General features: G+C 37.2%; 15 protein-coding genes. 1 reads left to right on the plus strand and 14 read right to left on the minus strand.

The window, feature by feature from the left end:
- Positions 1-47: 47 nt before the first annotated feature.
- The 13 genes from LV85_RS21970 to LV85_RS07660 form a co-directional block, all read right to left on the minus strand.
- Positions 48-578: an acyltransferase gene (locus LV85_RS21970; protein ID WP_146260443.1), complete on the minus strand. Its 531-nt coding sequence runs from the start codon at positions 576-578 to the stop codon at positions 48-50.
- Positions 575-1,858: an oligosaccharide flippase family protein gene (locus LV85_RS07605; protein WP_158531156.1), complete on the minus strand. Its 1,284-nt coding sequence runs from the start codon at positions 1,856-1,858 to the stop codon at positions 575-577. Before LV85_RS07605 ends, LV85_RS21970 begins: the two co-directional genes overlap by 4 nt.
- Positions 1,859-1,861: 3 nt before the next feature.
- Positions 1,862-2,914, minus strand: a complete 1,053-nt coding sequence (locus tag LV85_RS07610; protein WP_111317837.1) for a nucleotidyltransferase family protein — start codon at positions 2,912-2,914, stop codon at positions 1,862-1,864.
- Positions 2,914-3,537, minus strand: a complete 624-nt coding sequence (locus tag LV85_RS07615; RefSeq protein ID WP_111317840.1) for an acetyltransferase — start codon at positions 3,535-3,537, stop codon at positions 2,914-2,916. The genes LV85_RS07610 and LV85_RS07615 overlap by 1 nt, the downstream gene beginning before the upstream one ends.
- On the minus strand, positions 3,527-4,669 hold the full coding sequence (locus LV85_RS07620) for a LegC family aminotransferase (protein WP_111317843.1): 1,143 nt from the start codon (positions 4,667-4,669) through the stop codon (positions 3,527-3,529). The genes LV85_RS07615 and LV85_RS07620 overlap by 11 nt, the downstream gene beginning before the upstream one ends.
- Positions 4,669-5,856, minus strand: coding sequence for a UDP-N-acetylglucosamine 4,6-dehydratase (locus tag LV85_RS07625; RefSeq protein WP_111317846.1), 1,188 nt, complete (start codon positions 5,854-5,856; stop codon positions 4,669-4,671). The genes LV85_RS07620 and LV85_RS07625 overlap by 1 nt, the downstream gene beginning before the upstream one ends.
- A 3-nt stretch (positions 5,857-5,859) precedes the next feature.
- A complete protein-coding gene (locus LV85_RS07630; protein WP_111317849.1) occupies positions 5,860-6,828 on the minus strand; it encodes a Gfo/Idh/MocA family protein in 969 nt (322 codons plus the stop codon).
- 2 nt (positions 6,829-6,830) lie between these two features.
- Entirely contained in the window at positions 6,831-7,403 is a 573-nt protein-coding gene (locus tag LV85_RS07635; protein WP_111317853.1) for an acyltransferase, read from the minus strand.
- Positions 7,400-8,524: a DegT/DnrJ/EryC1/StrS family aminotransferase gene (locus LV85_RS07640; protein ID WP_111317856.1), complete on the minus strand. Its 1,125-nt coding sequence runs from the start codon at positions 8,522-8,524 to the stop codon at positions 7,400-7,402. Before LV85_RS07640 ends, LV85_RS07635 begins: the two co-directional genes overlap by 4 nt.
- Positions 8,525-8,532: 8 nt before the next feature.
- The gene (locus LV85_RS07645; protein ID WP_111317859.1) at positions 8,533-9,843 is read right to left on the minus strand and encodes a nucleotide sugar dehydrogenase; all 1,311 of its coding nucleotides are present in this window, start codon (positions 9,841-9,843) and stop codon (positions 8,533-8,535) included.
- Positions 9,844-9,905: 62 nt separating this feature from the next.
- The gene (gmd, locus tag LV85_RS07650; protein ID WP_111317862.1) at positions 9,906-11,063 is read right to left on the minus strand and encodes a GDP-mannose 4,6-dehydratase; all 1,158 of its coding nucleotides are present in this window, start codon (positions 11,061-11,063) and stop codon (positions 9,906-9,908) included.
- Between the two features lie 78 nt (positions 11,064-11,141).
- A complete protein-coding gene (locus LV85_RS07655) occupies positions 11,142-12,104 on the minus strand; it encodes a GDP-L-fucose synthase family protein (RefSeq protein ID WP_211318392.1) in 963 nt (320 codons plus the stop codon).
- Between the two features lie 52 nt (positions 12,105-12,156).
- On the minus strand, positions 12,157-13,152 hold the full coding sequence (locus LV85_RS07660) for a mannose-1-phosphate guanylyltransferase (protein ID WP_111317867.1): 996 nt from the start codon (positions 13,150-13,152) through the stop codon (positions 12,157-12,159).
- A gap of 758 nt (positions 13,153-13,910) precedes the next feature.
- Between LV85_RS07660 and LV85_RS22375 the strand changes: the two genes are divergently transcribed.
- Positions 13,911-14,036 (plus strand): hypothetical protein, encoded by a 126-nt coding sequence (locus LV85_RS22375; RefSeq protein ID WP_262510136.1) that lies wholly within the window; start codon positions 13,911-13,913, stop codon positions 14,034-14,036.
- Positions 14,037-14,299: 263 nt separating this feature from the next.
- Here the strand turns inward: LV85_RS22375 and LV85_RS07665 are convergent.
- The coding region (locus LV85_RS07665) for a T9SS type A sorting domain-containing protein (protein ID WP_146260444.1) at positions 14,300-14,521 on the minus strand (222 nt) is incomplete at its 5' end.

A 14,521-nucleotide genomic window follows, 5' to 3' on the forward strand; every position in this document is an offset into this window, starting at 1 on the left:
ACAATCACCAATAAGTAACATTATCATAATTAAATTAAAAACATATACTATAATACATTATTTCTTTTCTTAATTAACTTAGCAGGATTTCCACCAATTATACAGTATGAATCCACATCTTTTGTGACAACAGAGCCAGCCGCAATAATTGAACCTTTTGCAATTCTATTAACAGTTGAATTAACAATAACCCTTTCGCCAATCCATACATCATCTTCGATAACCAAGATCTGTGCTTTATTATATCCTTGATTGACCATAGGTATAGACGTACTTTCATATTTATGATTTTGACCAAAAAATATAACATCTGGACCAATCATCACATAGTTTCCTAACGACAAGTCTCTACCAATATTAAGATTATATCCTAATCCAGAAGATTCACCAATAGAAATTTTCCTTCTATAACCGATATTAATTTTAGACTCAACTGTAAACTTTGATCCACTAGAATAAAATAGAAACTTGCAGGAAGAAAATCTAATATAATTTATATATGATCCGAAGAATTTTGACGAAGAACGTGGTAAATGCCTTAAAACAAATCTATATAGAATATAAATTAATAATCTCATAGTTTTGCTTCTTCTTTAGCCACTATACGATTAAAAACTGAAAAACTTAAAACATATGTAACTAAACCTCCCAATATCATAGCAAACGGAACTCCATGAATACCAAAGCATTGTATAAATAGGACAATCAAAAGGGCATGAAATAATAAAGAAACGAGATTTATCATAAAGTTGACTCTTATTTTCCCTAAACCAAACAACGCACTACCTCGAAATGCACTAGAATCTCTAATTAACCATGCAAACGCTAATACAATAAAATAGTATATAGAATTATAGTACTTTCCATTAAGGATATAAGTCATAAAAATTGTAACAAAAATTAGTGACAAACAAAAAATGGAAATTAAAGTATAATTCATTAGTCTATTATATTTATTGAAAGAAGATATCCATTTCACGAAATTGTTTGATTTTTCTGAAAAATGAGGATGTGTAATTTGAAGAACAGTCCTTGTGATAATACCAAGCATTCCAATAAAAATAGTAGCAAAACTATAATAACCCAATTCAAGTCTATCAACAGAAAAGAAATTTAAAATAAAAATATCTATAGAAATCAATATCATTCCAATTACATTAGTCAACATTGAATAAAATGAATAATTCATATGGAGCTTAAAAGGATTAGGCACCGAATTAAGTTTACTAAATATCAGAGCCTTATTTCTAATAAGAACAACTACCAAAGTCAAAACATAGCTGATTACAATTGCAGTTGCATACCCGTATAAAGAAAAATAATATGTTAATAAAATCAGCAAAATCACTCCAATAGGCTTAGTTATTATTTGAACAGTTGAATATTCCTTTATCATTTTTAAAGACTGCAAATAACTTAGTATACTACTATCTAAAGCAAGTGGAAATATACCCAAAGAATATATTATAAAAACACTATTAATTAAACTATCAGATGAGAGCATATTATTATAAATACAGAATAGAATAATCAAAAAAGTAAGTAATTGAGGAAGTATAGAATAACACACCCCTTTTCTGAAGAGATAGTTTTTTTCTTCAATACTGCGATCTTCAGAGCATAGTTTCAAGATTGATATATTAAATCCAAACCCAGCTAAAACAACAAACACACTCATAAATGATTGCATCACTTTTATTCTTCCTATATCTTCTGGAGTAATTATCCAAGCAACGAGGATCTGAGAAGAAAAACCTAAAAATCGAATCAAAAAGTTAGCAGAAACCAGATGATAAAACCCCTTATCTCTAATTGATTTTAGCAAGCTTCTATTATTATGGATAAGTTGCTTAATCAAAATTCATACATTTTTAATATACTCACTCCACTCTCCAATATCTATCCAAGAGCCTTCACTAACAGGGAAAACTCCAACAGCTCCTTTTCTATCTAAAATTTTATTTATCAAATGTGTAATATGAAAAAATTCATTTTCAGGAATTTCATCGAGTAGATGTGGTTCCAATATATACATCCCGCTGTTAATCTTAAATGTAAGTTCAGGCTTTTCAGTTAATTTGACCAATTTCCCTTTTCCTGTTGTCTCTATAGTGCCATAGGGTATAGGGTAGTGTTTTAGTGCAGCAACTATAGTGATCTCATTTTTATGTGATTTATGATAATCAAGCATTTCAGAATAATCCTGATCAATAATTATGTCACAATTACTCACAAAAAAAGTCTCATGAATAGAACCTTTTAACATAGACATACTGCCAGCAGTCCCCATAGGCTTTCCCTCTTTAAAATAGTTTATTTCGTAAGGTAGGTTTTGATTATTGAGATAATATTCAATTAATTCAGCCTTATAATTCACAGAAAGATAAAATCTACTACTTCCATGTTTATAAAACCTTTTAAAGATTTGTTCTAATATTGTGGTATCACCTACTGGAATAAGTGGCTTAGGTAATACATTGGTTAAAGGTTTTAATCTGGTACCAAACCCACCAGCCATTATGATAACAGGAAGATCGAAGGTAGCTTGAGGTTCTGGCTTAGTTTCCTCAAAAATATCTTCCCAAAAGTAAATATCTAGGATGTTCTTTCCCTCATCCAATACAGGACAAAGCTCCATCCTGTACTTTAACATAAGATCCTTTATTACCTGAAAAGAATCCTCAGGCGAAGCAACTCTAATATTGTCACGTGCTATTTTAGTAACACAAGTATCTAAAGATCTGTCGTTAATAATTGCTCTCTGAATATCTCCTGCACTTAAAAGTCCTAGGAATGCATGCTCTTCCACTATGATCAGAAGCTTATGATCAATCTGATCCATCAACTTTATAGCGTCTAGAATACTCGCATTCTTATTTATACTTCTTCCTTTAAAATCAATATTTTTGTTCATTAGATTTTTTTTCCTGGATTTCCCACCACTAATTCATTGTCTTCTATATCTCTAATTACAACAGTTCCTGCTCCAACTACAACATTTTTCCCAATTTTGACACCTTGTTTTATCACAGCATTTGCCCCAACGAAAGTGAAATCACCTACGCTTACATTACCTGCTAACACTGCCCCAGGCGCAATATGTACTCCATTACCTAATGTACACTCATGCTCGACAATCGACCCTGTATTTATAATACATAAATCACCAATTGTCACTAAAGGATTAATAGAAACGTTTTTAGAAATAAAATTACCAAAACCCATTTTGCACGTTTTAGAAATAGAACTTAAAGGATGAATAACATTTAGAAGTTCACCATTTTTTGAGATAATATAGTTAGCTACCTTTTGTCGAATATTATTATCACCAATTCCCAAAATATACTGCTTATCAGATGTCCATTCCTTAAAATTAGGATCCATTTCGTAACCTAGATAATTCAAATTGAACGGATTCCGAAATGTTTGTTTGGTCTCTGTATAACCCAATAAAAATAAGCCTGATTCAACGGCTGCGTCAGCGACGACATATCCATGACCAGAATACCCTACTAATACGACTTCCCTATCTGACACTACTTGGAATATTTACTATCCTATCTTCCAAATACTCTGCATTTATTTGCTCATCGCGAAAGCAGCTTTCATACATTGGAAGCTTATACATCAATTGCCATATTGGCCTGGTCATGACTTTGGCCATATTGGTTTCCTTCAAGAATAAATCTCTTTCTTCCCGATTTTTCAATTCCACAGACATCAACCAATAATTGGCTTTAGTTTCTGGCATTTCGGTCCGAAATCTAATATCGGATCCTTTGAAAAAATTATCATATAAATTGGCTAGTGCCCTTTTATCCTCTAGAAACTTATCTAGACTTTCTAGCTGTGCACATGCAAGGGCTGCATTCAAATTTGGCATTCTAAAGTTGAAACCTAATTCATCATGATAATACTCGTATGGATGCGGTTTCTTTGCAGTGGTAGTGAGATATTTTGCTCTATCTCCTAAGGCTATGGAATTACTTACTATTGCCCCGCCACCACCGCAGGTTACAATTTTATTTCCATTAAATGAAAAAACTCCTACTTCTCCAAAGCTCCCCGTCGGTTGCCCTTTAAACTCACTACCCAAGGATTCTGCGGCATCCTCTACTACCGGTATTTGCCAGCTATTACAAATATTTACCAATTCATCAATTCGAACTGGAAAGCCAAAAGTATGCATTGGCAAACAAGCTGAAATTTTCCTCCCAGTTTTTATATTGTAGCAGCCATCTTTACGTATTTCTCCATTTTCTGCTAGAAAATTGCTAAGTGCAACTGGAGAAAGTCCCATGGTATCTAAATCAACATCCAAGAAAACTGGATGCGCCCCATTATACGCTATAGCATTTGCTGTTGCTACAAATGTCAGGGCTTGTGTGATCACTTCATCTCCTGCATTGACTCCCACTAAGCGAAGCGCAACCTGTATTCCAGCCGTACCGTTTACCACTGCTACCGCCTTATTAGTGGATGTGATGTCTTGCATCATCACTTCAAATTTGTCCACATATGCTCCTACTGAAGAAACAAAGGTAGATTCAATAGTATCATTTAAATATTTCTTCTCGTTTCCACAAAATCTAGGTTCATGCAAAGGAATAAAATCATTGGAGTTAAAGCTCTCTCGAATAAAAGAAATGGTTTCTTGAAATCCGTCCATTACATCTTTGAATCTAAATACTTTCCTGTTTCCTTATGTCCAAAATCAGGAATCATTTTATGAAACAAATCCACAATCTCAGATTTATTCCATTCTTTTGCATCCCTCAAAGAAGATATGGTGTTCTCGAAAAACTCCAACTTATCCTCCTCAATATTAAGTTCATTTTTGATCACTCCTAGATTATGAAAACGATCAAGATCCAGAGTTTCCTTATTAGTATAAAACTCTTCAAAATCCTTTTCTCCAGTAGTGTCGCTCTCCGTGAAAAAGCACGGCCACTTTTTATCTTGAGGTAGTGTATTGACAAGTTCTCTAGCCTCATCTTCAGAATCGCATAAAAAGGGTTCATATCCCAATTGCTTTAAATATTTTACTGCTATATCAGCAAATGAGATCAAATGAAGACTTTCACTCAACTTTGGAAAAAACACATCTCGGTTCTCTCCAAATATACAAGACATCAAACAAAGCTCACCAGACTCTTGTGGAGTGACAAAATATCTTTTCACATCAGATGGAGCAACAATAGGCTGCCTTTTTTGAATTCGTTGATTGAAACCATGTAAAAGTGATCCATCCGAAAAAGCAACGTTAGCAAATCGAGCTGTAGAGATAGAAATATCTTTACTTCTTCTCATCAAGAACATTTCCATTATCCGTTTAGATGCACCCATCATATTCACCGGATTAGCCGCCTTATCAGTGGACACACAAAAATATTTCCTTGTTCCGTTTTTGATTGATTGTAAAATAGTCTTGTCTGTATTAAAAACATTTACATCGATCATTCTCATCAATGTAAAGGGATCTTTTTCACTGCGTACATGTTTCAAAGCAGATAGATTTAGCACATAATCATATACTCCGTCAGATTTTATAAATGTGTCATATTCCAACGAACCTATATCTAAAGCAAAAGTCTGGAAATCTCCGTCAATATAGCCGAAAGAACTCCTTATGTCTCTCACCAATTCTACCATGTTGTTTTCACTAATATCTACAACATGCAGCTTTTTAGGATTTCTTTTAAAGATCTCTTTCGTAACTGCCTGACCAATTGATCCGGCACCACCTACTACCAGAAATCTTGATTTTTTAACTATGGTAGATAATTCAGAATCTTTAGATAAAATATCCTTTTTAAACAACTCCTCACTTCTACCTATTAGCTTAAGTATATCCATGCCCTACTTTTTAGAAAAAGGATGATTTGTCAATTCTCCTGCTGCCAAAGGATGATAATCCCCTTTCAAACCTATAGGCTCTGCATGTCGAATATGCTGAACGATTTCTATACTAGGTCGTGCTTCTTCTAAGCCAAAGCCTTCTCCTCCCAAAATATGTTTGTAGCTATGCGTATGCAATTCCGTAAAGCCATCTGAGAACTCTATTTCTGTGCCTTCCATGGTCAATGAACGATAGGTTCTGCCTCCTCTTGCCTTCACAGCATCTGGTAAGGTATCTGCATTGATACTCAAGAACCAACGTACTCTGGCTTTCTCCAATTCAAAATAACCAGAAGCTCTATCATGGGTGTGAACATGGACTACGTTTTTCTTCACCGCTCCGAATACCCAAGTCAACATATCATAAAAGTGAACGCCAATATTGGTGGCAATTCCACCGGACTTACTCACATCACCCTTCCAGGAAGTGTAGTACCAATGTCCTCTTGAGGTGATATAGGCCAGATCAATGTCATAGATCTTGTCTTTTGGGCCTTCCTCAATCTGCTTCTTCAGTGCTATGATAGAAGGATGAAGTCTGAGCTGAAGAATATTGTACACGCGGGTTCCATGCTCCTTCTCCACCTCTGCCAAGGCATCTATATTCCATGGGTTCAGCACCAAAGGCTTCTCACAAATCACATCTGCCCCTACTCGCAATCCAAAGCGGATATGAGAATCGTGCAGGTAGTTAGGGGAGCAAATGCTTACATAATCAATAGGCTTCTGAGTACGCTTCAGTTTCTCTACATGCCTATCAAAGCGCTCGAATTCAGTGAAAAAATCAGCATCTGGAAAATGGCTATCCATTACTCCCACGCTGTCAAATTTGTCATAAGCGGCTAAGAGTACATTTCCAGTATCTTTCACAGCTTTCATATGTCTTGGGGCGATATAGCCCGCGGCACCTATCAAGGCAAAATTCTTCATACTCAAAGTTTTGTTACTTCTTTATTGCTAAGCAAATATCGATCTCCAGTTTCCTGGCATTCGGCTTCTCCTTGCTCATTGAAAACTAATTTAGAGCCAAATTCACTCATCCAGCCCATCTGTCTGGCAGGATTCCCCACCATCAAGGCATAAGCAGGAACATTCTTGGTAATCACCGCTCCTGCACCGATAAAGGCAAATGCGCCAATATCATGCCCACAGACTATAGTAGCATTGGCTCCTATGCTCGCTCCTTTTCCCACATGGGTTTTGGCGTACTCTGACTTTCTATTCACCGCACTCCTTGGATTGATCACATTGGTGAAAACCATGGAAGGTCCTAAGAACACATCATCATCGCAGCTCACTCCTGTATAAATAGAAACGTTGTTCTGAACCTTTACATTGTTCCCAAGGACAACTTGTGGAGAGACCACTACATTCTGGCCGATATTACATCTCTCTCCTATCTTACAATTAGGCATGATGTGTGAAAAATGCCAGATTTTGGTGCCAGCTCCGATTTCACAGCCTTCATCTATATAGGCACTTTCATGTGCGAAATAATCCTTCATTTAAAAAAACTTTTGATGGTTTCAATGATATAGTCTTGATCTTCGGATTTCATCTCCGTATGAATAGGCAGTGAGAGTACGTTCTCACACAGTGATTCTGCTACAGGAAAATCACCTTTTTTGAATCCCAAATCTAAATACGCTTCCTGCTGATGTAGCGGAAGTGGATAATAGACCATGGACGGAACTCCTTTTTCAGCCAGGTAGCTTTTCAATTTGTCTCTGCTAATGCCTGCCACTTGTATCGTGTACTGGTGAAAAGCATGCGTAGAATTAGCCGCTCTTACGGGAATCTTAAGATGTGCATGTCCTGCAAATGCTTGATCATATGTATCGGCCACTGCATTTCTAGAAGCTGAATAGCGATCCAAGTGCTGTAGCTTTACCTTCAAAATAGCAGCCTGAAGCGTATCCAAACGGGAATTCACCCCAACGATATGATGATGGTATTTTTTCTTTTGACCATGATTGGCAATCATATGAAGTTTCTCTGCGAGCTCAGCATCATTGGTAAACATCGCTCCACCATCTCCATAGCAGCCTAGGTTTTTGGAAGGGAAAAAGGAGGTAGTTCCCACATCTCCCATCGTTCCTGCCTGCTTTACTGTTCCGTCTGAGAAAGTATACTTAGCTCCAATTGCCTGAGCAGTATCTTCTATAACTTTAAGATTATGTTTTTGAGCTATTGCCAGAATAGCTTCCATATTGGAACACTGACCGTACAAATGAACAGGAACAATCCCGGCTGTCTTAGGGGTAATCTTAGATTCTAGTTGCGTTATATCAAGCTCGTAGGTGTCAGGAACTACATCGATGAAAACTGGTTTAAGCCCTAATAAGGCAATGACTTCAGCTGTAGCAACATAAGTGAAGGCTGGCACGATCACTTCTTGACCAGGCTGGAAATCCAAGCCCATCATGGCTATCTGAAGTGCATCTGTACCATTGCCGCAGGTAATCACATACTTCGCTCCAGTATAAGCTGCCAGCGCAATAGAAAATTCTTTTACCTGAGGGCCATTGATAAAGGCCGTCGTGTCGATCACCTCTTGAATCGCCTGATCTACCTCAGTCTTAATTAACTCATATTGGGACCGAAGGTCCACCATCTGCACTTTCATATAAAAATCTAAAGTCTAGCGTCCACTAATTCCTTACTCAAAACAGATTTCACATCAAAAACCACCTGAGAATCAGATTTTTTGATATCCCAGCTTTTAAATTCTTTGTGACCAACTGCGAGTATTATAGCAGAGTATTCTTCTAAGTTAGGCTTAGATACTCCAGAGCTAATATCTATACCGTATTCGTGCTTTACCTCTGCAGCATCTGCCCAAGGATCATACACACATACATCTATATCAAAGGACTTAAGCTCAGCATAGATATCTATCACACGGGTATTCCGCACGTCAGGGCAATCTTCTTTAAAAGTAAAGCCTAAAATCAGAATTTTTGAGTCAATCACTTTCAGGTCCTTCCGCATCATATGCTTGATCACCTCAGTAGCTACATGTTTGCCCATGGAGTCATTGAGTCTGCGCCCAGCCAGAATTATCTCTGGATGATAACCTACTTCCTGAGCCTTTTGTGCCAAGTAGAATGGATCCACAGAGATGCAATGTCCTCCAACTAGCCCCGGTTTGAATGGAAGAAAATTCCATTTGGTTCCTGCCGCTTCCAGTACATCCTGAGTATCAATATCCAAGAGATTGAAAATCTTAGAGAGTTCATTCACAAAGGCAATATTGATATCCCGTTGAGAGTTCTCAATTACTTTAGCAGCTTCAGCAACTTTAATGCAGGATGCCTTATGAGTACCTGCAGTAATCACTGATTTGTACAATTGATCAACATATTCAGCTACCTCAGGAGTAGAGCCTGAAGTTACTTTTAGTATCTTAGTGACAGTATGTTCTTTATCTCCTGGATTGATACGCTCCGGGGAGTATCCAGCAAAAAAGTCCTCATTGTATTTCAAACCAGATATTTTTTCCAATACTGGAATACATTCCTCTTCTGTCACTCCTGGGTAAACGGTGGATTCATAGATTACAACATCTCCTTTTTTCAAAATCTTTGCTATCATCTCCGATGCCTTAAGCATAGGAGTTAGCACTGGTCTATTGTGCTTATCTGTGGGTGTGGGTACAGTTACGATAAAAATGTTTGCAGATGTCACTGGAAGGATCGCATCTGTGATCAGCAATCCACTTTTATTCTGATCCAGCTCAACTTCAGTACTCACCAATACCTTTTGCAAATCTTGATCGGCAACCTCTAAGGTTCTATCATGTCCCTTCTGAAGCTCATCTACCCTAGCAGCATTGATATCATAACCTACTGTCTTGTATTTTTCTGCAAATGCTGCTGCAAGAGGAAGGCCTACATAGCCTAAGCCTATAATGGCAATTTTACTATTCTCTAAATTAATTAACATACTGATATATGTGATTATAAATTACAGGTAATACTTTCATGCATTAAACCCACAAATCAATTCTATTCTTCTTGTCTTAATACTTTATGCCCATGACTTACGAGATCCAAATCTCTATGGAAAAGTTTAATATCTGATGACATCATATCTTCTACCAAGCCAGCTAAATCATACTGTGGTGACCATCCCAGTTTTTCGTTTGATTTGGATGGATCTCCAATTAAGAGATCTACTTCAGTAGGACGGAAATAACGAGGATCCACCTTGACCAATACTTTATCAAGAAGTGTTGAAGGCAGAAAAGTGGAAGGATTTGAAGATTTTCCACAAGCCTCTCTATATTTATTCTCATCTATTGAGTCGCATATACCTAACTCCTCTATTCCAGTTCCTTCCCAGCGGAGCTTAAAGCCTATATGGTCAAATGCCATAATGATAAAATCACGAACCTTAGTGGTGACACCAGTCGCAATCACATAATCTTCCGCCTTCTCCTGCTGCAAAATGAGCCACATGGCCTTCACATAATCTTTGGCATGTCCCCAGTCTCGTTTAGCCTCTAAATTCCCCATGTAGAATTCCGTCTGAAGACCTAATCCTATTTTAGAGACTGCTCTAGTGATTTTGCGTGTCACAAAAGTCTCCCCTCTTAATGGAGATTCATGATTGAACAAAATACCATTACAAGCGAACATATTATATGCCTCCCTGTAATTTACTGTGATCCAATAACCATACAGTTTGGCTACTGCATAGGGTGATCTAGGATAAAATGGGGTAGTCTCAGATTGTGGAACTTCCTGAACAAGTCCATACAACTCGGAAGTTGAGGCTTGGTATATTTTCGTTTTCTTTTCAAAGCCAAGCAGTCTGACTGCCTCAAGGATTCTGAGAGGTCCTATACCATCAGCATTCGCTGTATATTCAGGCGTATCAAAAGAAACTTGGACATGTGACATGGCTGCCAAATTGTATATTTCATCCGGCTGACATTCTTGTATTATACGAGTCAGATTCATAGAATCTGTCATATCCCCATAATGCAATACAAGTTTAGGGTCATCCACTTGAGGATCTTCATATAAATGATCAATCCGATCAGTATTTAATAGGGACGACCTTCTTTTGATTCCATGAACTTTATAGCCTTTCTCTAATAAAAATTCAGCTAAATAAGCTCCATCTTGACCGGTAATACCTGTTATTAGCGCTGTTTTCATTTGATTATTTTTATCACATTCATAAAAAAATTGAAATTATAAAAGTTATATGCCTTGATGCAGTTGATATAAACCAATCTAAATTTTAACCTCTTTAAAGCTCTGTTGGTTAGCTAAAAACCAGTCATATGTTTTTCTAATCCCTTCTTCTAAGCCTATTTTAGCTTTCCATCCAGCATTTTCCATTTTTGAAACATCCATTAATTTTCTAGGTGTACCATCTGGTTTTATACTATTCCACTTAATTTCACCAGTATGACCTACTATTCTTTGAATCATAATAGCTAACTCTTTGATTGTTAAATCATTACCTGTACCCACATTATATAGATTATCTGAAAATTGATTCTCCAAGGCAAACACAACTGCATCAGCTAGATCATCAACATACAGAAATTCTCTCAATGGAGATCCAGACCCCCATAGCTCTACGGGCTCACTGCTAGTCGCTCCTGCCAATTTCGCTTTGTGAAACTTACGAATCATCGCAGGAAGCACATGTGAGGTTCTTAGATCAAAATTATCGTTTGGTCCATACAAATTTGTTGGCATTAAGGAAATGTAATCCTTACCATATTGTTTCCTTATTGCTTCACAAGCTTTTACACCAGCAATTTTTGCAATAGCATACCATTCGTTAGTAGGCTCTAATGCTCCTGTCAATAAATACTCCTCTTTTAATGGCTGTAAGGCTAATTTTGGATAGATACAAGATGATCCTAAAAAAATGAATTTTTGAACATCTGTTTTCAGAGAATAATCAATCAGATTATTTTGAATCTGCATATTCTCCATCAAAAACTGATACGGATAATCATTATTAGCTAAAATACCCCCGACTCTTGCGGCAGCATCTATTACAACATTTGGCCTCTCCTCTTTGAAAAATTTGGCAACATCCTCTTTCTTTCTTAGATCTAGCTCTTGCGAGGTCTTGCCTATTAAATTTCTGAACCCTTTAGATGCTAGAGCTCTCCATATCGCAGACCCCACCATTCCTCTATGGCCGGCAACGTATATTTTTGAGTCTATGTTCACTATATTTTATTCATGGGTAACAATTCTAAAATGTAAAACTATTTCAGGTTGAATTTCAAACTAAACCTGGCTTCTCTCTCTCCAGCTGCTCAAACACTTTCTTTACATCCTGAGCGTTTTCTTTATTCAGAACAAGAACAGCATCACCTGTCTGAATAAGAATGGTGTTACTTAAGCCTACAAATTCTGTATGGAGACTTGATCCAATAACCATATTGCCATTTGAATCAACAGCATATCCTTCCATTACAAAATGATCATATATAGACTCAAATGATCCCATATCAGACCATGCAAATTTGGAAGGAACAACTTTGATCCTCTTAGTTTTCTCCATTACAGCATAATCAACTGAAATTGAAGGAATTCGCATAGAGAGCTCAAAATCTAGCTTACCATCTTTTGCTTTGTCAATAGCAAATTTAGAAGCTTCATATACTTCTGGTTCAAAACGCCTTAACTCCTCCAGATAAATTCCTGCTCTAAAGCAAAACATTCCTGAATTCCAGTAGAAATCACCACTTTTCACATATGCTTCAGCTGATGCCAAGTTAGGCTTTTCTAAAAAACCTTTAACCTCTTCCCCATCTGATTCTATATAACCATAACCTGTTTCAGCCCTATTCGGCTTCAAACCGAAAGTGACTATATATCCTTCTTGCGCAAGCTGAGCAGCTCGATTTACAGCAATCTGATATTCATGGCCAGATTCTATCAAATGATCTGATGGAGTTACAAATAAAATATCATCAGACTTAAGGGAGAAAGCTGCAAAAGCTATAGCAGCGGCTGTGTTTCTAGGACAAGCTTCAATTATCTCAGTGTATTTGACGATACCTGAAGATGAAAGGTCATTTCTCGAGAGTTCATAATTTTCACAATTACCAACAACCATAACTTGATCACAAAACCCAGTGTTTCTCTTCACCGTATGCTGAAACAGAGTATTCCCGTTAAAAATTGGCAGGTATTGCTTAGGCCGCGATTTCCTTGAAAGAGGCCAAAGCCTAGACCCAACTCCGCCTGAAAGAATAACATTAACGATTGCCAAGCCTACTGATTTTGAATACTTTGATTAGTATTTGTGAAAAAATATGATTTAAAGTATTCTAATTTATGAATAATATGCTTCTTGTCCCAGTGCAGTACGTACAGCTTCGCCCTTTCAGTCCCATGGAAAGAAGATATTTGGAAACCTAAAAATTCCAATCATCCGCCATTTCGGGCTTAGCTTAGTCGTTCAATCCCCAAAAAGGTCAGTTAAACCTCATTTACAGATTTTAAAATAAAAGGCTTCAATAGATGCCAAAATTAAAATTTTGCCCACTTTTTAAAGCCTTTCGCGCTGCAAAGATAGGGAAGTGAGTAGTTTTTGTACTCATTTTAAATACTATTTTCTATCGGAAATTTTATATGTTGAAATCTGCATTTTGAATTGGCAGATTTAAACTTTGTTGAGATCTTGTATCAGGCTGATGACCAAGTTGTAATAATTCATTATGGTCAGAAACCGGATTTATGGAGTTTGAGTTGCCATGGATAGAAATTCTGGAGACCATGGTACTAAACACGAATACAATCCCATCCCTCTGCACTTGCCAATCGCAAGCTCGTCGCGAAAGCTTTCGGGATATCCTCCCACCGCACCTTAAATATAAACAATGCTACCAATTGATAACTATTTGTTAGGCTATATGGAATATGACCTGCTTAAGGTAGGATATAGCTCGAGCCAGCGGCTCGTCTAAATTGTAGCCAGATATGGATTCATGAAGTACGAATGATGAAATACCTGGTAAATTAGAAATTATGACCATTGACTCCTGGCAAGAAAGTCTGTGGAAAAAGAGACTGCTTGCAGGTGGATGCCGGTCTGCTTTGCCGGAAAAAACGGAAAACAGAGAAATCGTAAAACACCTAGTAGCTGTAAATTAATCTGAATGTCGAATGATTAATGATGTTGGGGCAATTGTTTAATAAACACACCTTTGATGAGCCCCTTTGAAGCCAATATCTACGTGATGCACAGGGTGACCATCCCTTCGGGAGGCAGGCCATCCTTTCGGGAGGTAGGTAACTTGTGGGTTGATGATACAATTAAAACCTTCGAGGTTCTGAAAAGGATCTCAAAAGATTGGTAATAAAAAAGAGTCCCAGAACATTCCGGGACTCTTTTGATATTTCTAATTAACTAATTTTCACTCTACTATCAAACGATGCATTTGCGTAGCTCCTGATTCAGTGGTGGTAGTCACCAAGTAGACTCCAGCAGCTAGGTCGTCCACTTTAAGAGTGTACCTGTTACCATTTGCCACGATGCTTGGCTCGTACTTCTGGATTAATCGGCCTCGGATATCGAAGATCGCGATCTCCGCTATCTCAACAGATTCATCCGTTGGCTGAAGGTTCACAATAGAGCT

Source organism: Algoriphagus chordae (assembly GCF_003254055.1).
Classification (GTDB): Bacteria; Bacteroidota; Bacteroidia; order Cytophagales; family Cyclobacteriaceae; genus Algoriphagus; species Algoriphagus chordae.

Coding starts and splice junctions, on each gene's coding strand:
- LV85_RS07610 (WP_111317837.1), bottom strand. CDS start 2,914: ATGAACAAAAATATTGATTTTAAAGGAAGAAGTATAAATAAGAATGCG.
- LV85_RS07620 (WP_111317843.1), bottom strand. CDS start 4,669: ATGGACGGATTTCAAGAAACCATTTCTTTTATTCGAGAGAGCTTTAAC.
- LV85_RS07640 (WP_111317856.1), bottom strand. CDS start 8,524: ATGAAAGTGCAGATGGTGGACCTTCGGTCCCAATATGAGTTAATTAAG.
- LV85_RS22375 (WP_262510136.1), top strand. CDS start 13,911: ATGACCATTGACTCCTGGCAAGAAAGTCTGTGGAAAAAGAGACTGCTT.
- gmd (WP_111317862.1), bottom strand. CDS start 11,063: ATGAAAACAGCGCTAATAACAGGTATTACCGGTCAAGATGGAGCTTAT.
- LV85_RS07630 (WP_111317849.1), bottom strand. CDS start 6,828: ATGAAGAATTTTGCCTTGATAGGTGCCGCGGGCTATATCGCCCCAAGA.
- LV85_RS21970 (WP_146260443.1), bottom strand. CDS start 578: ATGAGATTATTAATTTATATTCTATATAGATTTGTTTTAAGGCATTTA.
- LV85_RS07645 (WP_111317859.1), bottom strand. CDS start 9,843: ATGTTAATTAATTTAGAGAATAGTAAAATTGCCATTATAGGCTTAGGC.
- LV85_RS07625 (WP_111317846.1), bottom strand. CDS start 5,856: ATGGATATACTTAAGCTAATAGGTAGAAGTGAGGAGTTGTTTAAAAAG.
- LV85_RS07635 (WP_111317853.1), bottom strand. CDS start 7,403: ATGAAGGATTATTTCGCACATGAAAGTGCCTATATAGATGAAGGCTGT.